This is a genomic window from Streptomyces sp. NPDC051211 (assembly GCF_040689505.1).
In the GTDB taxonomy this organism is placed as follows: domain Bacteria; phylum Actinomycetota; class Actinomycetes; order Streptomycetales; family Streptomycetaceae; genus Streptomyces.
In genome coordinates, this window is the sequence record NZ_JBFBAV010000003.1 from 217,385 (window position 1) to 236,074 (window position 18,690).

General features: G+C 73.1%; 15 protein-coding genes. 12 read left to right on the forward strand and 3 right to left on the reverse strand.

Annotated features, from left to right (window positions below; all coding sequences use genetic code 11):
* Positions 1 to 32 precede the first annotated feature (32 nt).
* Positions 33 to 1,490: a hypothetical protein gene (locus AB0447_RS05990; protein ID WP_366475256.1), complete on the forward strand. Its 1,458-nt coding sequence runs from the start codon at positions 33 to 35 to the stop codon at positions 1,488 to 1,490.
* A 546-nt stretch (positions 1,491 to 2,036) separates the two neighbouring features.
* On the opposite strand, the gene AB0447_RS05995 is transcribed toward AB0447_RS05990, so the two are convergent.
* Complete coding sequence (locus AB0447_RS05995) at positions 2,037 to 2,954, reverse strand: RNA ligase family protein (RefSeq protein ID WP_366475257.1); 918 nt, start codon at positions 2,952 to 2,954, stop codon at positions 2,037 to 2,039.
* Between the two features lie 310 nt (positions 2,955 to 3,264).
* Between AB0447_RS05995 and AB0447_RS06000 the strand changes: the two genes are divergently transcribed.
* From AB0447_RS06000 to AB0447_RS06030, 7 genes are all read left to right on the forward strand, one after another.
* The gene (locus AB0447_RS06000; protein ID WP_366475259.1) at positions 3,265 to 3,858 is read left to right on the forward strand and encodes a hypothetical protein; all 594 of its coding nucleotides are present in this window, start codon (positions 3,265 to 3,267) and stop codon (positions 3,856 to 3,858) included.
* A gap of 1 nt (position 3,859) precedes the next feature.
* Positions 3,860 to 5,062 carry a sensor histidine kinase gene (locus tag AB0447_RS06005; protein ID WP_366475261.1) on the forward strand — a complete coding sequence of 401 codons (1,203 nt, stop codon included), beginning with the start codon at positions 3,860 to 3,862 and terminating at the stop codon, positions 5,060 to 5,062.
* Entirely contained in the window at positions 5,059 to 5,712 is a 654-nt protein-coding gene (locus AB0447_RS06010; protein ID WP_366475262.1) for a response regulator transcription factor, read from the forward strand. Before AB0447_RS06005 ends, AB0447_RS06010 begins: the two co-directional genes overlap by 4 nt.
* A 121-nt stretch (positions 5,713 to 5,833) precedes the next feature.
* Entirely contained in the window at positions 5,834 to 6,022 is a 189-nt protein-coding gene (locus AB0447_RS06015; RefSeq protein ID WP_366475263.1) for a DUF6381 family protein, read from the forward strand.
* 723 nt (positions 6,023 to 6,745) lie between these two features.
* Positions 6,746 to 8,746 carry a hypothetical protein gene (locus AB0447_RS06020; protein WP_366475264.1) on the forward strand — a complete coding sequence of 667 codons (2,001 nt, stop codon included), beginning with the start codon at positions 6,746 to 6,748 and terminating at the stop codon, positions 8,744 to 8,746.
* A 4-nt stretch (positions 8,747 to 8,750) separates the two neighbouring features.
* Positions 8,751 to 10,229: a branched-chain amino acid ABC transporter substrate-binding protein gene (locus AB0447_RS06025; protein ID WP_366475265.1), complete on the forward strand. Its 1,479-nt coding sequence runs from the start codon at positions 8,751 to 8,753 to the stop codon at positions 10,227 to 10,229.
* 86 nt (positions 10,230 to 10,315) lie between these two features.
* Positions 10,316 to 11,611 carry a serine hydrolase domain-containing protein gene (locus AB0447_RS06030; RefSeq protein WP_366475266.1) on the forward strand — a complete coding sequence of 432 codons (1,296 nt, stop codon included), beginning with the start codon at positions 10,316 to 10,318 and terminating at the stop codon, positions 11,609 to 11,611.
* 64 nt (positions 11,612 to 11,675) lie between these two features.
* Here AB0447_RS06030 and AB0447_RS06035 read toward each other — a convergent pair whose 3' ends face one another.
* Positions 11,676 to 13,511 (reverse strand): VanW family protein, encoded by a 1,836-nt coding sequence (locus AB0447_RS06035; RefSeq protein WP_366475267.1) that lies wholly within the window; start codon positions 13,509 to 13,511, stop codon positions 11,676 to 11,678.
* Between the two features lie 242 nt (positions 13,512 to 13,753).
* Between AB0447_RS06035 and AB0447_RS06040 the strand changes: the two genes are divergently transcribed.
* From AB0447_RS06040 to AB0447_RS06055, 4 genes are all read left to right on the forward strand, one after another.
* Positions 13,754 to 15,115, forward strand: a complete 1,362-nt coding sequence (locus AB0447_RS06040; protein WP_366475268.1) for an FAD-dependent oxidoreductase — start codon at positions 13,754 to 13,756, stop codon at positions 15,113 to 15,115.
* Between the two features lie 153 nt (positions 15,116 to 15,268).
* The gene (locus tag AB0447_RS06045) at positions 15,269 to 16,078 is read left to right on the forward strand and encodes a hypothetical protein (RefSeq protein WP_366475269.1); all 810 of its coding nucleotides are present in this window, start codon (positions 15,269 to 15,271) and stop codon (positions 16,076 to 16,078) included.
* A gap of 224 nt (positions 16,079 to 16,302) precedes the next feature.
* Positions 16,303 to 17,028: a tRNA-dependent cyclodipeptide synthase gene (locus AB0447_RS06050; protein WP_366475270.1), complete on the forward strand. Its 726-nt coding sequence runs from the start codon at positions 16,303 to 16,305 to the stop codon at positions 17,026 to 17,028.
* Positions 17,018 to 18,214 (forward strand): cytochrome P450, encoded by a 1,197-nt coding sequence (locus tag AB0447_RS06055; RefSeq protein WP_366475271.1) that lies wholly within the window; start codon positions 17,018 to 17,020, stop codon positions 18,212 to 18,214. Before AB0447_RS06050 ends, AB0447_RS06055 begins: the two co-directional genes overlap by 11 nt.
* A gap of 4 nt (positions 18,215 to 18,218) precedes the next feature.
* Here the strand turns inward: AB0447_RS06055 and AB0447_RS06060 are convergent, their stop codons facing one another.
* Positions 18,219 to 18,632 (reverse strand): PaaI family thioesterase, encoded by a 414-nt coding sequence (locus tag AB0447_RS06060; RefSeq protein WP_366475273.1) that lies wholly within the window; start codon positions 18,630 to 18,632, stop codon positions 18,219 to 18,221.
* Positions 18,633 to 18,690 lie beyond the last annotated feature (58 nt).

The following is an 18,690-nucleotide window of genomic DNA, read 5'->3' on the forward strand; positions in this document are numbered from 1 at the left end:
GACAGCCGCCTTGGAGAGGGGACACGGTCCGGATGGACGGGGAGGGCGCCCTGCCCGCGCTCGGGGCGGTCGCGGAGGCGGCCGCAGAGCTGCTCGGCGGGGACGGCGGGAGCGTGCCGGCGTACGAGGGGCTGCTCGACGCGGTTGTCCGCTGGTGCGGCCGGGACCGGGCGGCGCTCGGCGCGGCGCTGCGGCCGGTCCTGGAGCCGTACGGGCACTTCCGGCCCCGCTCGGAGGCCGGGCGGCGGCTGCTGGCCGTGATGCGCAGCGCCGCGGGCCCGGTCGAGGCGGAGCGGCCGGCGGGGGACGGTGGCCGGCGCTGGCTGGAGACCTGTCAGCACGAGGCGGTGCACCTGGTCCTGGGGAGCCGCACCGGAGAGCTCTGCGTGCGGCTGCGGGCGGGAGAGCGGCTGCCGATGCTGCTGGCGGCGCCCAGCCGGGCGAGCGGCGCGGTGGACCCGTACGACCTGGTCATGCGGCTGACCGAGTACGAGCAGTCCGGGGTCCGGCCGGGGCCCGCCGATCTGGGGCAGGCGCTGCTGCGCTGTGGTGGTGGCGGCGGTGGCGGTGGCGGTCCGGCCGATCCCGATGTGGTGCGCGCGGCGGCCGAGTTGACGATCCCGGAGGGGGCGAGGGTGGCCGAGTGGCTGCGCGCGGGCGGGCTGCCCCAGCCCGGAGGCACCCGGGAGCAGGAGCCCGGGATGCCGGAGCGGCCGAGCCGGCGGCGCGGGGCCCGGGTGGGGCGCCGGGTGCTGGTGGGTACCGAAGCGCTCGACGGGCGGGGGGAGTTCCCGCGGACGTTCTGGCCGCTGTTCCGCCGGTTCGAGCCGCTGATCGGCTGCAACCATCTGCTGCTCGGCCACCGGGAACGGCATGCGGCGGCGGTGCTGCCCTGGCATCCGGAGATCGTGGCGGCCCGGCTGCTGACCGAAGTGGCGGCCACCGCCGACCAGGACGGCACGGGCGGCCCGCAGTTCCTGCCCGCCCTGGCCGGGAGCGAGGGCCCGACCGGGCCCGCGGTGCACCTGGCCCTCGCCTACGGGCTGGCCGCCGGCCACGAGGCCGACCGGGAGGCGGCGGTACGGGCGCTGCTGATGCTGGCGGCGCGGGACCGGCTGGACGGGGCGCTGCTGGGGCGTGAGCTGGCCGCGCTGGTGCAACTGGGCACGCTCAAGCTGCCGGTGGTGACGTCCTCCCTGGGCGCGGCGGCCGGTGCGCGGGGCGGAGCGGGCGCGGTGGCCGGTGCGCGGGGCGGAGCGGCCGCGGTGTGGCCGGTGCTGGCCGCGGCCCTGCCGCCGCTCCTGGCGGCGCTCCGCACGGGCGCCCTCTCCCGGCCGCACCCGGCCCTGCTCACCCTCGCCGCGGACTGCGCCCAGGCCTGCACGGCCCGCGGCTCCCTCCCGGAGGTCACCGCCCTCGCGCAGCGCCCGGGTTCGGGCCAGTCAACCCGCGAGGCCCGCCGCCTGCGGGACGTCCTGGCCGGCGCCTGAGCCGGCCCGGGACCCGCGCCTCACACGCCGGCGGGGTGCGGGGGGCCCTGGGGGCCCGCTGCGCGGGGCTCTTCCCCTCCCCGCCCCTTCCCGCTGTGCCGGATATGCGGCTCCGCCGCGTGGGGGGCTCCGCCCCAGACCCCGCGCCTCAAACGCCGGCGAGGCTGAATTCAGCCCGCGCGGCGTTTGAGCGCACGTACGGGGGTCTGGGGGCTTGCCCCCAGTTTCGGGAAGGGGCGGGGAGGGGGAAAAGCCCCGCGCAGCGGGCCCCCAGGCACCCCGCACCCCATAGGCGGCCCGGGTTGACGCCCCGCAGGCGTGCTCACGGAGGGCAGGCGGCCGAAGCCACGTCCGCCAGTTGCCGGGCGAAAGGCCAGTCCGGCCTGGGCCGGGACCGGCAGGCGCCGAGGCCAGGGGGTGGCACCGCCAGCCCCGCGGCCGCCGGTGGTTGGGGGCGAGAGCCCGCCCGGCCGGGCCGGGACCGGCAGGCGCCGAGGCCAGGGGGCACCGCAGGGCCGAGGGTCGGGCCGGGCGGGGGCGGGAGGGTCAGGTGCGGCGGTCGGTGGCGTCGAAGTGGGCCAGGTGGAGGGCTCCGGTGTGGAGGGAGCCGGCCAGGGCGTGGAGTGCCGCCGCGTCGAGCCCGCCCACCGTCTCGGAGACCTCCTCGGCCGCGTCACGGGCGATCTCGGCGGCCACCTCCCCCGCCGGCGCCGAAGGTCCCAGCTTGCTCACGGCCGAGGCGGCCCGGGCCGGGGTGAGCAGGGCCGTGCCGTGGGCGAGCAGCCAGCCGGGCACGCCGGCCGCGCCCTCCGGGGGCGCCTGGTAGGGGCGGGCGCCGGCGAACCGCTCGTCCTCGGCGAAGGCCGGCTGCTTGACCTTGGCCATGGGCCGAGCCGCTCCCCAGGATTCCCCGGCGGGTTTGACCACCAGCCCTTCGGCCAGGTTGCCGGGGAGGGCGGGCAGCCCCAGCATCGCGGGCACCTGGGTGGGGAACAGCTCCGGCAGCTCCTGGACCCGGGCGAGACTGCCCTGGCCCAGCAGGGGGACGCAGTGCAGGCCCGCCGACTCCGCCGCGTCCCGCAGGTCCCGGTCGGCGGCCCAGCACAGTCCGCCGGGCGTGGCGACGGTGGCGTCGAAGGGGAGCCAGAGCAGCTCCGGGGCGTACCAGACGCCCGTCTGCACCGGTGCGACGCCTTGCGACGGCGGCACGTCCGGGTGGGGGTAGCGCCCGCCCGCGAGTTCGCCGTACACGGTCACGGGCGCCGCGGGTGCGGCCCCGTACCGCTGCCGCAGGGCCTGCGCGCAGCGGCTCGCCGCCACGGCCAGGCCGGGCCAGATCCGGCCGACGCCGAAGAACTCGTCCAGGCCCGCGTCCCCGAGCAGTTCGCGCCGCTTGGCGGGGTGTGCGCCCGACGCGTCGCACACGATGGCGAAGTTGGCGCCGTGCACCTTCTCGTGGGCCACCCAGTGCCGTCCCCGGGCCTCGCCGAGCCGGCGGCCAGCCGGAATCTTCGGATACGGGGACCAGGGGCCGGGTCGGGGTCCGTGTTCGGGCCCGCGTTCGGGCCCGCGTTCGGAATTGTGTTCGGGTTCGGGCGGCACCGGGCGATCGTACGGCACGTGCACATCGGCCGCCGGGCACCGTGACCTGTGGCCGAAGGGGTGGCCGCCGGGCACTGCCCGGGCGGGGCGGGGCGCTCGTACGGTCGGGGCGTTCCCGCTCGTCCATTCACCTGAGGAGTTGCTTCCGGTGTCCGCAGCCACGCCCATGCCCATGCCAGTGCCCGCGTCCGCGTCCGCGGCTGACACCCGCCCGTCGCGCTCGTTCCAGCTGGTCGGGGCGGTGTCCGGCGTCTTGCTCGCGCTCTGCCTCGGTGTGCCGGGGGTCGTCGAGGCCTTCACCGGGGAAACCGCGGCGACGAGCATCGTCATCGGCCTCGGCACGGCCTTCGGTGCGCCCGCCGTGACGGCCTTCCACTTCCATCAGGGCGCGGCCGCCGGTCGGTTGGGGGTGCTGGGCTACGGGCTGAACCTCGTCGGGCTGGGGCTGTTCACCGGCGTGGCCTTCGCCCTGAACCTGGTCGTCTTCTTCCTGGACGAGGAAACCCTGCCCGGCCCGACCCGGGCCGCGTTCCTGGGCAGCGCGCTGGTCTTCGTACTGGGGACCGTGCTGTTCAGCGCGTCCATGGTGCGGGCGCGGGTCTTCCCGCGGGCGGCCGCCTGGGGGTACGGGGTCTTCCTCACCCTGCTCGCCTTCGCCGCCCGGCTGCCCGACAGCCCGTGGACCGGCGTCCTGCACGTGCTGGCGGCGGCCTCCCTCGTCCGGCTGTCCCTGGCGGTCTGGCCGAAGCGCGACACGGCCCGCTGACATGCCCACTACCGTGGTGCGGGTGTACTCCTCACGACCTGCGCCGTGGACGGCACCGCTTCTCTATGCCGCGGTGCTGGTGGCGGGCTGGTACGCCGCCGCCTCGGGCCTGGGCTCGACCAGGCTGCCGGTGTTCACCACAGGTCTGGCGCTGCTGGTCGCGCTCGACCTGATCGAGTACCGCCGCTATCCCGCCCGGACCCCGGTCCGGCCGGCCGTCGCCCTGCTGTGCCTGCGCGTGGGACTGTTCGCGGCCGTCGCCGCCGCTGACGGGTCGGGGCTGTCGCGGGCCCTGTTCGTACTCGTGCCGTTCGCGGCGTACTTCGCCTTCGGACGGCGGGCCGCGCTCGGGCTCGCCCTGGCCTGCGTGGGGCTCGCCGTCCTCACCACACCGCGCTGGTACGCGGATGTGGAACGACTGTCGGACCTGCTGATGTTCGCGGTCGGCCTGGCCCTGACCCTCTCCGTGGCGGCGGTCGCCGTCGAGGAGCGGCGGCTGCGGGTGCGGCTGGAGAAGTCCCGCGACCAGGTGGCGGACCTGTCGGCGGCCGCGGAGCGGAACCGGGTGGCCCGGGACATCCACGACGGCCTCGGACACCATCTGACCGCCGTGGTGGTGCAGTTGGAAAAGGCGGCCGCGTTCCACACGCGCGATCCGGAGACCGCCCGCCAGGCGGTCGAGGACGCCCGCCGCTCCGCCCGGCAGGCACTGGCCGACGTACGCACCTCCGTCGGCGCGCTGCGCGCCGAACCGTTCCGGCTGCGGCCGGCACTGGCCGGCCTGATGGCGGGTCAGGACGATGTCACCCTGCGGGTGACGGGCGAGGAGGGCGGGCACAGCCAGGAGGCGCTGACGGCCCTGTACCGGGCCGCCCAGGAGGGCGTCACCAACGCCCGCCGGCACGCCTGCGCCTCCCGCATCGAGGTGACGGTCGACCTCGACGGTGCCGGGGCCCGGCTAACCGTCAGCGACGACGGGCGCGGGTTCACGCGCCGCGAAGGTGGGTTCGGGCTGCGCGGCATGCGGGAGCGGGTCGAGGCCGCGGGCGGGCGGATCGCCGTCCGCAGCGGGCCCGGAACCGGCACCCGGCTGACGGTGACCGTGCCCCACCCGCAGCCCCAGTCCCAGCCCGAGCGCCGGCCCCAGCCGCAGCCGCAGCCCCAGCCCCAGCCCCAGCCCCAGCCTCCGCGGAGTGTCTCGTGACCGGCGCGCCCCCGGTCCGGGTGCTGGTCGTCGACGACCAGCGGCTCATCCGCGAGGGCATCGCCTCGCTGCTGGGCATCCAGCCGGGCATCGAGGTGGTGGGCACGGCGGCCGACGGCCGGGAGGCGGTGGACCTGGCTGTTGCGCTGGCTCCGGACGTGATCCTGATGGACGTACGGATGCCCGGGATGGACGGCATGGAGGCCGTGGCCGCGGTACGCCGGCGCGCCCCGGCCTGCCGGGTCGTGATGCTCACGACCTTCGACGACGAGCAGTACGTGGTCCAGGCGCTGCGCTCGGGCGCGAGCGGCTACCTGCTCAAGGACCTGCCCCCGGCGGAGCTCGCCGACGCCGTACGGCTGTCCCACGCCGGCGTCACCCAGCTCGACCCGGCCGCGGCGGCCCGGCTGGTGGCGGCGCTCGACCGGCCCGCCGGGACGACGGGCGGGGCGGCCGGCGGGGCGCTGACCTCGCGCGAGGCGGAGGTGCTCCGCCTGGTGGCGCGCGGTGCGACCAACCGCGAGATCGCGGCGCGCCTCTTCCTGAGCGAGGGCACGGTCAAGAACCACATCTCGCGGATCCTGGGCCGGCTCGGGCTGCGGGACCGTACCCAGGCCGCGATCTACGCACGCGATCACGACCTGCTCTGACGGACGGCCGGGCGCAGGGCCCACCTGCGGGGATGGCGGAGCGTGGCCGCTCGGGATGCGCGGGGGCGCGGACGCTGGTTGCCTGGGTGAGGTCCGACCCACCCAGGACCGAGGAGTGATCATGAGTGTTGCAGGCGAACCCGGCGCCCGGGCCCAGCAGCTGCGCGAAAAGGCCCAGCAGCTGAAGGAGGCCTCCGAGCGGGCGGCCGATCCGGTCGAGCGCCAGCGGCTCCGGGACAAGGCGCGCCACCTGGAGGAGGAGAGCGAGAAGGTCGCCCGCCAGGGCCGCGGGGGCATGGACCCCATGTAGGCCCTGTGCCCCCGCGGCGAGCGGGGGTCATTGCGCGACGATCGCGACCTGGAGGGTGTCCGGGGTCGTGGTGGTTGACGCACACGTCGACACCGGGCTTCCGGGCCGCGGCTCCGCCCGCGTCGCGGGTCACCGTATCCGGCGGCTTCGAGGGCCGCCGAGCAGGCGGTGACCGCGGCGGCAACCCTTCCTGGTTCCGGACCGGTTCGGGGACGTACGTCAGGCCGGCGCGGCCGCACCGGCCGCGCCTGCGGGTGCTGCCCCCGCACCGGCACCGGTGACCACCCCCGGGCCGCAGGCAACGCACTGACCTGACGCCGGGTGACGGGGCGTCGGCCGGCAGCACCCCCGCCCGGACAGTGCCGTCGCCGGCGGGCGGCACCCCCGCCCGGGTGGTGCCGTCGAACGCCGCCACCGCACTGCCGGACCCGGCGGGCCCAGCGCCTACAGCCGCTGCCGGCCGGAACAGGACCTGGTCGGGTTCAGCCCCGAGCGGCATGTGCTGCTCTGCACCCGGATCCCGGGCACCCGGGAGCACGGATGGACTCCCAGCGTGCCCTCCAACTGACCCCCAACCCGACCCCCAACCGACCTCCCACCGGCCTCCCACCGACCTCCGGCTGACTTCCGACTCGGACGGCTAGGCCGAAGTCACTGGCCGTGAGCCCGTTCCAATGGCACTCTCGTGTCCTCGGAAGCGGCACCCTGGGGGGCGGGCACTTGATGGAGCCGGGTACGGGCATGGGCCTGCGCGGCCGCAGCGGGATCCTGTCCCTGGTCGACGCGTGCCTGAAGGAGAGCCCCGCGGCCGAACGGCCCCTCACCATGCTGCTCGGCCCGCCCGGCAGCGGCGCCAGCGAGGCGCACAGCGCCCTCATGGAACACTTCGGGCCCCAGTACCCCTTCGCCTTCGTCAACTTCGGCGGGACCCAGTCGCTCCTGCCGCGCTACGCCCTCGGTCTGCTCGCCCGGCAGCTCGAACGCAAGCTGCCCCGCTACGGCCGCTCCCAGTTCCCGCTGCTCAGTCTCGGCCTGCTCGCCTCCGACCAGGAACTGCGGATGCGCAGCCTGTCCGAGGGCACGCGGGCGGTGCAGCGGCAGCTCGACCGGTTCCAGGAGGAGAACGAGGCCCGGCACGGCGACTACCTGGCCGCCTTCTTCGAAGTGGGCATGGGCGCGGTCGGCATGCCCGAAGGCGCCTCCACCGCCGCCCTCGCCGTGTTCCAGGACGCCCTGCGCCGCGGCCGCCGCAGGGTGCCGGGGCTGCTCGGCGGCCGGTTCGGCAACAGGCTCACCGCGGGCGCCCACTGGTACGGCCGGCATCCCATGATCCGCAGCGGGGACCCCATGGAGGCCCTCGTCGAGCTCAACCTGTGGCGCCACGAGGGCGACGAGAGCGAGCAGGAGCGGCTCGACCTCGTCCTGTTCTCGGCGTTCCTGGAGGACCTGAGACGCAACACCGCCCGCAGCTTCATGCCCCGCTCCTACCTGCTGCTCCTCGACAACTCCCACACCGAGTACGGGCGCCGCTTCCTGGACCTGCTGGTGCGGGCCCGGCACGACAACACGGTGGTGGCCGGCCTCGACAGCGACCCGCTGACCGTCGTCGCCAGCTCGAACCGCTGGCTGCCCCGCTGGGGCCCGGCCACCGGGGACTCCTGGCCCTGGCAGCTGCGCGGCCCCGACCGGGCCTCCCTGCAGGACTGGAACACCCACCGGCCGACCCGCGACAGCGAGGACACCTGGTGGTACCCGTTACGCCTGCGCGACCTCAACCTGGACGAGGTGCGCATCCGCATCGAGCTACAGCTCGGCGGGCACAGCGACCTGGCCCCGCTGACCCGCCTCACCCCGTTCGTGCACCGGCTCACCGGCGGACTGCCGCGCGCCGTCCACCAGGTGCTCGACGTACTCCGCCAGTCCGGGCCGCCCTCGGACTCGGGCCCGCAGCAGGACCGTTGGCTGCGCACCCTCCCCGACCGGCCGCTGCGCTCCGGTGAGCGCACCGCCACGCTCGCCGACACCGCCCTCGGCCACTTCCTCCGCGACTTCGACGACTCCGAACGCGCGACCCTCGCCGAATGCGCCGCGGCCCGGGACTTCTCCGTCGGCACCCGGCTGCTCAGCCCGGGGGATGCCCTGTTCGGCGAGATCAGGTCCCGCTGGCTGCTGTCGGGGCCGCTCGCCGTGGTCCCCGTACTCCACCCGTGGCTGCGCCGGCTGCTGCTGTGGCGGCTGGCGCGGACCCCCGACGCCTGGGACGCCGCGCACGAACTCCTCGCGGAGTACTACCGGGGGGAGGCGAAACCGGTGCAGGAGATGTACCACCGGCTCGCCCTGGGCCGGACCGAGGAGGTCACCGCCCATCTGACCCGGCGCTTCACCGAAGTGCCCGCCCTGCAGTGGATCGCCGAGTTCGACGCGGTCACCGCCGCACCCAACCGCCTTCCGCCGGAGGGCGGCCCGCTGGAGCTGCTGGCGGCGCTCGCCCCGCGCCGGCCGGAGCGGGTGATGGACGTCGCATCCGTGATCCACACGCTGGTCACCGCCCGCTGGGTGTGGAGCGACCCGCTCGCCGACCCCGCCATGCGACTCAACGACATGATCGCCGACGGCTTCACCCAGCTGTCACAACTGCGGAGGAACGACATCGTGGCCCTGTTCAACGAGGCGGAGCGGCACCGCCACTGGCGCGATCCCCTGACGGCCGGCGGAGAGGGCTGAGCCCGTGGTCAGAGTCGAATGGCCGCTGCACATCGTGCGCCGCGTCGCCCTCGCCGCCGTACTGGCCGTCGTCCTCGCGGCGGGCGCCTGGACGGGCATCGGCTGGCTCCAGGAACGCCAGTCCCGATGCGCCGACGGGGTGGTCGAGCGGGGTCCTGCCGATGAATGCGTCGGAGTGACCGACGGCTCCTACTCGTTCGCCCCGCACCTCGAGGCGGTCCGGAAGAAGATCCAGGAGGAGAACGCCCGCGTCCTCGACAACGCCGACAAGGAACCGTACGTCAGCGTCGCCTACCTGACCTCGTTCACCGTGACCGCCGACGACAGCAACTCCGCGGAAGGCGTCCGGCGCGAGCTGCAGGGCGCCTACCTCGCCCAGCACCGGCACAATCGCGGCGACCTGTCCGCCACGCCCAAGATCCGGCTGCTGATCGCCAACTCGGGCAGCGGGTCCAAGCACTGGCAGCACACCGTCGACGAGCTGATCGCCCGCAAGGACTCCCCGGACCGGCTGGTCGCGGTGGCCGGCCTCGGCCCCAGCACGGACGAGAACCTGGCGGCCATACGGCGGCTGTCCGAGAACGGCATCGCCATGGTCGGCGCCACCATGACCGCCACGAACATACAGAACATCAACGGCTTCGTACGGGTGGCACCCACCAACGTCGACGAGGCGTACGCGGCGGCCGGCTTCCTCAAGCGGCGGGACGTCCGCACCGCCGTCGTCATCCAGGACGTGGCCAAGGGCAACCTGTACGCCTCCACCCTCGGCACGGCCTTCACCCAGGCCTTCCACGACGGCACCAAGCACAAGCTGGTCGCCGAACGCATGACCTACGACTCCTCCGTCAGCAGCGCCTGGCAGAACGAACTCCGCTACCTGCCCGGGCAGCTGTGCCTGCAGAAGCCCCAGCTCGTCTACTTCGCGGGCCGCGGCCGGCACCTCACCCACTTCCTGGACGCCCTCTCCAACCGCAGCTGCCCCGAACAGAAGTTCACCGTCTTCGCCGGTGACGACACGACCAATCTGACCGCGGAACAGCTCGCCAAGGCCGCCGAGACGGGGCTCGAGGTCCTCTACACCGGCCTGTCCCACCCCGACATGTACCGGAGTTCGCCCCAGGCGGTGTCCGCCCCGTCCGCGAAGAACTTCCAGCCGGGCGGGCTGCTCGACCAGTGGTTCCCGCACGACCCCCGCGACGACGGCGGGGCCCTCATGGGCCACGACGCGGTCCTCACCGCGGCCCACGGCATCCAGATGGCCGCCCGCTGGAAGGGCGAGGTCGTCGGTGACGCCGTGGCCCGGATGTTCCACCAGATGGACGGCAGCCAGCAGGTGGCCGGCGCCAGCGGCTTCATCTCCTTCCAGAACAACGGCAATCCCCGCAACAAGGCGGTCCCGATCCTCCGGCTGAACGCCAAGGGCCGGGCCGAGTTCGTCGAAGTCTCCGCGGCGGAGGGCAAGCCTCCGGAAGAACAGTGAGAATCGGGCGGTTCGGACGGAACCATTCCAGGCGCCGAGGCGACATGATCGTTGCAAACCGTTCCGACCGATCCGAGGACATACACGTGCCCCTGTCGCCGCATCGACACCCGGCCGTCAGCGCCACCCTGCTCGCCGCCGCCCTGGTGGCCGGTCTCGCACCGGCCGCCACCGCGCACGCCGCGCCGGCGCCCGCACCTGCGACGCCCGCCCCCGCGCTCGCCCCCGCAGCCGCCCCTGCGGCCGGCTCCCCCGCCGGGCAGACCGCGCCCGATCTCGACGGGGTGAGCCAGGCGTTGCGCAACGCCATGACGAACGGGGCCCCGGGCGCGATGGCCCGGCTCACCGGTCCCGGCTGGGTCAAGACCCGGACGGAGGGCGTCCGCGACCGGACCACCGGCGCGACCATGACCACCAAGGCCCGCTTCCGCATCGGCAGCGTCACGAAGACCTTCTCCACCGTGGTGCTGCTCCAGTTGGTGGACGAGGGCAAGCTGAACCTGGACGACCCGGTCAACAAGCACCTGCCGGGCCTGCTGCCCGACGACCGGATCACGGTGCGTCATCTGCTGAGCCACCGCAGCGGGCTGGCGGACTACACGGAGGCGATGTTCAACCAGACCGTGCCCGGCTTCGAGGCCGTACGGAACCGGACGTTCAGCTACCGGGAGCTGGTGGACCTCTCCCTGAAGGAGCCGCGGACGACGGAGCCCGGAGCGGCGTACAAGTACTCCAACACCAACTTCGTGGTCGTGGGGATGCTCATCGAGAAGGCTTCCGGCCGGTCGGTGGCCAAGGAGTACGAGCGCCGCATCATCAAGCCGCTGGGCCTGAAGAACACCTCCTACGTGCACCCCGACGTCCGCATCAAGGGCACGCACGCGCGCGGCTACCTGCACCCCGACGAAGCCGGTGCGCCGCTGGTCGACTCCACCGAGCAGACCGTGTCCTGGGCGCAGTCCGCCGGGGCGGTCATCTCGAACCCGGCCGATCTGAACACCTTCATGTCCAAGCTGCTCGGCGGCAGGCTGCTGTCGCCGAAGATGCTGGACGCGATGACGACGGTGACCCCGACGGACGCCACCAACACCCGGTTCTACGGGCTGGGGCTGCGCCGCTACGACCTGTCCTGCGGCACCAAGGTCTACGGCCACACGGGCACCGTGCAGGGCTTCTACACGTACGCCTTCACGACCCGCGACGGCAGCCGCAGTCTGGCCGCCATGGCGAACACCTCGAACCGGGGGACGGCCAACACGGCCCTCGGCGGGACCCTGGAGGCGGCGTTCTGCGGCAAGCCGGACAAGCCGGCTCCCAAGGCGGGCACGGCGCGCGGCTTCGCGGTGGCCCCGGCGGAGGCGGACCTGCCGGAGCGCGGCTGAAACAGGGGGTGTCCCGCCGACCGGTCCTGATCGGCGGGACACCCTCGCAGGGGCTCCGGTTCCGTCAGGAGGCGGGCGGAACCGGCGCCTCGGGCGTGGCCGTCCCGTCCGGCGCGGTGGTCCTGTCCGCCGCGGCGGTCTCCTCCGGCTCGCAGGTGACCTCGTCGCGGGGCGTGTAGTGGGTGGTGAAGTTCTCCCGCTTCACCTCGCGGCCGTCCTGGAGGAAGATCCGGCCGACGGTGACGTCGAAGCCCTCCAGCGGGGTCTGGACCTCGCACTGCGGCCCGCTGTCGTTCCGCTTCTCGGGCGGCTTGATCTTCGTGCGCGGGCCCTGGGTGGCCTGGATCTCGTACTTCTTCGTGCCGAGGAGGGTGATCGTCACGGAGGTGTCGTCGGCCCGGGCCTGGACGTAGAGGGCGTGGCCGGAGTCGTTCACCCAGCGCAGATCGAGGGTGCCCCAGGCGACGGTGGCTTCCCGGCCTTCGGGGTAGCGCTCGATGTAGAAGGAGTGGGCACCGTACTCCACGGGCTTCACACCTGCGAAGAACATGGCGTTGAACATGGTGGTGGCCACGGCCGAAACACCACCGCCGGCGGACTTCGTGTACCGGCCGTCGTTGATCATGATGCCGTCGACGAAGCCGTTCTCCTTGGTGCGCTCGCCCACCGTCCGGTTGAAGCTCCACTCCTCGCCGGGGAGGACGACCGAGCCGTTGATGAGTTCGGCGGCGCGGCCGATGTTGGTGGTGCGGTAGGGCGCGGCCGGGAAGGCGACGGTGAAGGAGGAGACCTTCTCCCGGATGCCGAGCTGCGGTGCGGACGCCCTGGTCAGCCGGGGCTGTACGGCTTCGGTGGCGAGCGGGCCGGTGCGGGCCGCGCCGGCCCGGGTCAGCAGGGGGCGGACGGCGTCGCCGAGGGCTTCGGCGGTGACCCGGGCTCCCGTGCGGGCCTCGGTGAGCACCTGCACCCGGCCGGCGCCGTCGAGGCCGAGGCGGGCGTCGCGGGCGCCGGGGACGGCCTGCTCCAGGGGGCGGGCGACGGCGGGGTCGGCGAGCAGGCCCTTGGCGTCCAGGGCCGGGACGAGGCGCTTGCCGCCCTCGGCCTCGATCTTCAGGTGTTCGCCGAGGACGGCGGGGGCGATGGTGATGCGCTTCCCGGCGAGGGTGAGGGTGACCGGCCCGGACATGGCGGGCTCGGCGAACTCCTTCAGGGCCCGGGCGGTCTCCTGCGCCCCGATCCCCGGCTCGGTCTGCCGTACGGGCAGGACGGCGGGTGCGGCGGCATCGGCCCGGAAGTAGGCCTCGCGCAGGGCGGTCAGGGCCCCGTCCCCGTCCTTGACCAGGCTGATCCCGGTGACGGGGGCGACGGCCTCGGCGCGGCCCTTCTCGAAGGAGACGGATCCGTTGCGGGCCTGCCGATCGGCGTCGGCGGCGATGCCGTCGAGTGCGGTACGGGCCTTGCTCTCGTCCATCCGGATCACCGGCTCGATCTCGCGGTCGTCGGAGGCGAAGAGCCTGCCGATGACGGAGACGGGGTCCGATCCGCCGCTCGCGGCGCGTTCGACGGTCGCGGCGGTGTCGAAGGAGAGGCCGAGGGAGGCGGGGCCGGCCTGCTCGGTGCGGCTGCCGATGGTCATGGCGACCGGGGCCGCGAAGGCGGGGCCCAGCCGGCGGTCCAGCTCCTGCCGGGCTTCGGCGCGGCTCAGCCCGCCGATGTCGACTCCCCGGACCCGGGTGCCGTCGGCGATGTCTCCGCCGTCCACCACCAGGCCGGTGAGGTAGAGGCTGCCCAGGCCGAGGGCGAGGGTTCCGCCGCCCAGGCCGAGGGCGAGGGCCCGGCCGGTGACCGGCAGGGCGCGCGTACGGATGCGTATGCGGGTGCGTATGCGTGAGCGTGCCATGTCCCGTGTCTCTGCGCCGGGCCGCCGGGGCGGCTGGGTATGCACCATTTCGCCCACAATGATTCACCAGAATGGCCGAAATGGACCAGGAATGTAATGCCTGTCACGGCAGCCATCAGGGGATCTTGGACACCCCATAAGTCTCGCTTATGAGCCCATAACCGCGAACCGGGTACCGAGTTAGGCTCGCCTAAGTTTAAGGTGATCATTCGTCCACGCTGTCGCTCGAAGGGAAACCAGTCATGCCCCGCCCCCTCCGGGTAGCCATCGTCGGAGCCGGCCCCGCCGGCATCTACGCCGCCGATGCGCTCCTGAAGTCCGAGGCTGCCGCCGACCCCGGCGTATCCATCGACCTCTTCGAGAAGATGCCCGCCCCCTTCGGGCTGATCCGGTACGGCGTGGCCCCCGACCACCCCCGCATCAAGGGCATCGTCACCGCCCTGCACCAGGTCCTCGACAAGCCCCAGGTACGGCTCTTCGGCAATGTCGACTACCCGAACGACATCGGCCTCGACGAGCTCCGCTCGTTCTACGACGCGGTGATCTTCTCGACCGGCGCCAGCGCCGACCGGGCCCTGGACATACCCGGCGCCGGCCTCGACGGCTCGTACGGCGCGGCCGACTTCGTCTCCTGGTACGACGGCCACCCGGACGTACCGCGCACCTGGCCGCTCGACGCGGAGAAGGTCGCCGTCCTCGGCGTCGGCAACGTCGCCCTCGACGTGGCCCGCATCCTGGCCAAGACCGCGGACGAGCTGCTGCCGACGGAGATCCCGCCGAACGTGTACGACGGGCTCCGCGCCAACCGGGCCCGGGAGATCCACGTCTTCGGCCGCCGCGGCCCCGCGCAGGCCAAGTTCAGCCCGATGGAGCTGCGCGAGCTGGACCACTCCCCCACCATCGAGGTCATCGTCAACCCCGAGGACATCGACTACGACGCCGGGTCGATCGACACCCGCCGCTCCAACAAGCAGGCGGACATGGTCGCCAAGACCCTGGAGAACTGGGCGATCCGGGACATCGGCGAGCGGCCGCACAAGCTGTTCCTGCACTTCTTCGAGTCCCCGTCCGAGATCCTCGGCGAGGACGGCCGGGTGACCGGCCTGCGCACCGAGCGCACGCAGCTGGACGGGACGGGGAACGTCAAGGGCACCGGCGAGTTCCAGGACTGGGACGTCCAGGCGGTGTACCGGGCGGTGGGCTACCTCTCCGAGGAGCTGCCCAAGCTCCCCTGGGACATCGAGTCCGGCACGGTGCCGGACGAGGGCGGCCGGGTCGTGGAAGCCGGCCGGCACCTGCCCTCGACGTACGTCACGGGCTGGATCCGGCGCGGGCCGATCGGTCTGATCGGGCACACCAAGGGCGATGCCAACGAGACGGTCGCGAACCTGCTCGACGACCACGCCAACGGGCGCCTGCTCGTCCCGTCCGCTCCGGCGCCGGAAGCGGTGGACGCCTTCCTCGCCGAGCGCGGTGTACGCCACACCACCTGGGAGGGCTGGTACCGGCTGGACGAGGCCGAGAAGGCCCTGGGCGAGCCGCAGGGCCGCGAGCGCGTGAAGATCGTCGAGCGCGAGGAGATGCTGAAGGCAAGCGGCGCGTAACCGCCTCTTTCCTGCTCCCGGCGTTCCCGGAGGGCCCGTCCCACCCGCATCCGCGGGCGGGGCGGGCCCTCCGCTCGTGCCGGGGCGGCAGCACCCGGGCGGCACGGCGCCGCCTCCCCGGATCGGCCCGGCCGGCGGCGGACAATCCCGAGCATGACTTCCCCCCAGGCGATCGCCTACCAGGGCGACACCACCGTGCTGGCCGGGCTGGAGCAGCTCGCCGCCTGGACTGTCCAGTCCACGGGACGGGGCGGTTTCGCGGCCACGGGACCCTGCCCGGCCTGCGGGCACCACACGACGGAGCTGGTGTCGCCGGAGGCACCGATCGGCATGGAGTCCGCGGGCGGTGCGGTGCCGCCGCCGGAGAAGCGGACGACCCGTCAGTTCCACTGCTCCTGTCGGGTCGAGCACCCGGGCCGGCCGTCGGCGGCCACCGCGGGCTGCGGGCGCTGGTGGCTGGCGGCCATCGAACCCGCGGACGGCGGGTGGCGGCTGTCGGCGCACATCGACCCGCTGGTCGGCCGGGCCGCCGTCGAACTGTCCGCGGCCGCCGTGGCCGAACTGTCCTCCGCGCGCGCCGTGTCCGAGCGCTGGCTCCAGGGGCTCGCCGCCCTGTACGGGCTGTTCGCCGTGGCCGGCACGGTGGTCGGCAAGGACGTGGTCGCGGACCTGGCCCACGGGGCGCGGGTGGCGGTCTTCGTGACCCTCGCGGCCGGCACGCTGCTGGCCGCGGTCTCCATCGTGACCGGGTACCGGGCCGCGTTCGGCTGGCTGCGCGTCGGCAAGGGCGAGGACGTCGGGACCGACGACAAGCTGCTGGCCTGGTACGAGGCGAGGCGGAAGCGCGCGGTCACCTCCATCGGCCCCCGGCTGCAGACCGCCCTGCTGGCCGCACTCGGCTCGCTGACCTGTCTGGTCGCCACGCTGGGGATCGTCTGGCTCGGCCCGCGGAACGGCAGCTGACCGGAAACAGCCCCTCGCCAATTATTCTCTCTTGCAAAGTGGAGCTCTCTGATTCCGCCTGAGTTGCGCCGGAGCGGTGGTGGGAACGTGGTGCACACAGTCAACCCGCTTCTCACGAGACGACGTTGACACGCTCCGTATTCGCTCGTTAACTTCACGGCGTCGTCGCCACACCAGGAGCACGAGGCTCCATCGGGACTCGCGACGCGGAGGACATTCTCCAGTTGACGACGTTGACCACAGCGACAGCAACGGCAACGGAACTCTTCAGAGTCCAGCCCTACACCCTTCACTGCCAGGTCATCCACGATCAGGGCGATCACGCTCTGATCGGCATTTCCCCGGGGAACAGCTACTTCTCGGCCCAGCGCGTGCTGGATCTCGGCCGTTGGGGGGCCGAGAACTTCCGTGAGGTCGACATCCTCTACACCGACCTCCATGTGGCCGAGATGTACGAGGCGTTCGGGTACGACCCCGTCGACGCCCAGCGCAAGACGGTCAAGAACCTGCGCGGCGTCCGCGCCAAGGTCAACAATGCCGCGGCCGCCCTCGACCCGGGCGACGGCCGGATCCGGGCCAGGACGCTTTCCGAGTTCACCGAGAACGACGCATACCGGGAGATCCATTCGCGGATCCTGCAACTCCTCGACTCCGACCCGGACTTCCGCAAGGTCTGCGAAGACCTCGCGACGTACTTCCTGTCCACCAAGTCGGACGGGTCGCCCAGTACGCAACGGCAGCGCGAGGTCTGCCTGCAGTACATCTGCGCCGAGGCGCCGCTCTTCCTGGACACCCCCGCCATCTTCGGGGTCCCGTCCTCGCTCAACTGCTACCACCAGCTCCTGCCGATGGCCGAGCTGCTCTACTCCCGAGGTGCGGGGCTCCGCGCCTCCCGCAACCAGGGCCACGCCATCATCACGCCCGCCGAAGGAGCACCCGATGTCCGTTGAGACGCTGCCCGAGACGCTGATCGACTTCCCCTTCGACTGGCGCGGCGACCGGCTCCCCGCGGAGGTCGAGGCTCTGCGGTCCGAGCCGGTCAAGAAGGTCCGCACGATCGCGGGCGACGAGGCCTGGCTGGTCTCCTCGCATCCCCTGTGCAAGCAGGTGCTGGACGATCCGAGGTTCAGCCTCAAGGACACCTCGGCGCCGGGCGTGCCCCGGCAGTATGCGCTGACGATCCCGCCCGAGGTCGTCAACAACATGGGCAACATCACCGGGGCCGGCCTGCGCAAGGCGGTGCTGAAGGCGATCAACCCGAAGTCCGACGGCCTGGTGGAGTGGATGCAGTCGCACGCCGCCGAGCTCGTCGACGGCATCATGGCCACGGGTGCGCCCGCCGACCTGCGGGCCGCGTTCACGAACCCGTACTCGGAGGCCCTGCACTGCCGGATCCTCGGCATCCCCTTCGAGGACGCGCCGAAGCTGGCGGCCAGCCTGGACATCGCGTTCATGAACTCCGCCTGCCCGATCACCGGCGCCAAGCTCAACTGGGACCGGGACATGGCCTACATGGTGGAGCGGCTGGACGACCCGGCCACCACCGGGCTGATGGCCGAACTCGCCGCGCTGCGCGAGGACCCGGAGTACGCGCACCTGACCGACGAGATGCTCGCCACGGTCGGCGTGACCTTCTTCGGTGCGGGCGTGATCTCCACCATGGGCTTCCTGACCATGGCGGTCTTCTCGCTGATGCAGCACCCGGAGCTCCAGGCCGAGCTGCTGGCGGACCGGTCGAAGATACCCGCCGCCGTCGACGAGCTGCTGCGCATCAACCTGTCCATCGCCGACGGGCTGCCGCGGCTGGCCACGGAGGACCTTCAGCTGGGCGACGTCCTGGTGAAGAAGGGCGAGCTGGTGCTGGTCCTGGTCGAGGGCGCCAACTTCGACCCGGACGTGTTCGAGAACCCGCACAAGGTGGACCTGGCGCGCCCCAACAACGCGGCGCACCTGTCCTTCGGGGGCGGCGGCCACTACTGCCCGGCCACCGCGCTCGGCAAGAAGCACGCCGAGATCGCGCTGGAGACGCTGCTCGACCGGATGCCGGAGCTTCGGCTCGCGGTCCCGGTGGACCAGCTGGTGTGGCGGACCCGCTTCATGAAGCGGATTCCGGAGCGCCTGCCGGTGATGTGGTGATCCGTCAGCCCAGCAGGGCGTAGACGGTGGAGGCCTTCGCGGCCGGCTCCTCGGTACCGTCCGCGGTCATGGTGATGTCCGCGAAGGCCATGCGCTTGCCCAGCTTGGTGATCCGTACGTCGATCAGCAGATCGGCGCCGACGACCGGGCGCTGGAAGCTGGTCGACTGCTGCACGGTGGTCATCGGCCCGTACCCGCCGCGCGCCGCCGAGATCGCGACGACCGTCGCGGTGTCGGCGGCGGCCATCATGGCCTGGCCGGACAGCCCGCCCCCGTCCCGGGCGAGCCGGTCCGACCAGGGCAGCCGGAGCACGGCGTGCAGCGGTCCGGTCTCCTGGACGCTCAGGCCGAGGCCGAGCACCCAGGGCGCGAAGTTGTCGGTGAGGATCTTGTCGGCGTCTGCCGGGGTGAGCGTCACACCGCGCATTGTGGCGGTCCGGACCGGACCGCCACAACACCCCTGCACCTGCCGTCCG

What these genes read in the sequence shown, in the direction of transcription:
- AB0447_RS06035 (WP_366475267.1), bottom strand. Translation starts at nt 13,511, where the DNA reads ATGGCACGCTCACGCATACGCACCCGCATACGCATCCGTACGCGCGCC.
- AB0447_RS06055 (WP_366475271.1), top strand. Translation starts at nt 17,018, where the DNA reads ATGTCCGTTGAGACGCTGCCCGAGACGCTGATCGACTTCCCCTTCGAC.
- AB0447_RS06045 (WP_366475269.1), top strand. Translation starts at nt 15,269, where the DNA reads ATGACTTCCCCCCAGGCGATCGCCTACCAGGGCGACACCACCGTGCTG.
- AB0447_RS06040 (WP_366475268.1), top strand. Translation starts at nt 13,754, where the DNA reads ATGCCCCGCCCCCTCCGGGTAGCCATCGTCGGAGCCGGCCCCGCCGGC.
- AB0447_RS05990 (WP_366475256.1), top strand. Translation starts at nt 33, where the DNA reads ATGGACGGGGAGGGCGCCCTGCCCGCGCTCGGGGCGGTCGCGGAGGCG.
- AB0447_RS06015 (WP_366475263.1), top strand. Translation starts at nt 5,834, where the DNA reads ATGAGTGTTGCAGGCGAACCCGGCGCCCGGGCCCAGCAGCTGCGCGAA.
- AB0447_RS06000 (WP_366475259.1), top strand. Translation starts at nt 3,265, where the DNA reads ATGCCAGTGCCCGCGTCCGCGTCCGCGGCTGACACCCGCCCGTCGCGC.
- AB0447_RS06020 (WP_366475264.1), top strand. Translation starts at nt 6,746, where the DNA reads ATGGAGCCGGGTACGGGCATGGGCCTGCGCGGCCGCAGCGGGATCCTG.
- AB0447_RS06005 (WP_366475261.1), top strand. Translation starts at nt 3,860, where the DNA reads ATGCCCACTACCGTGGTGCGGGTGTACTCCTCACGACCTGCGCCGTGG.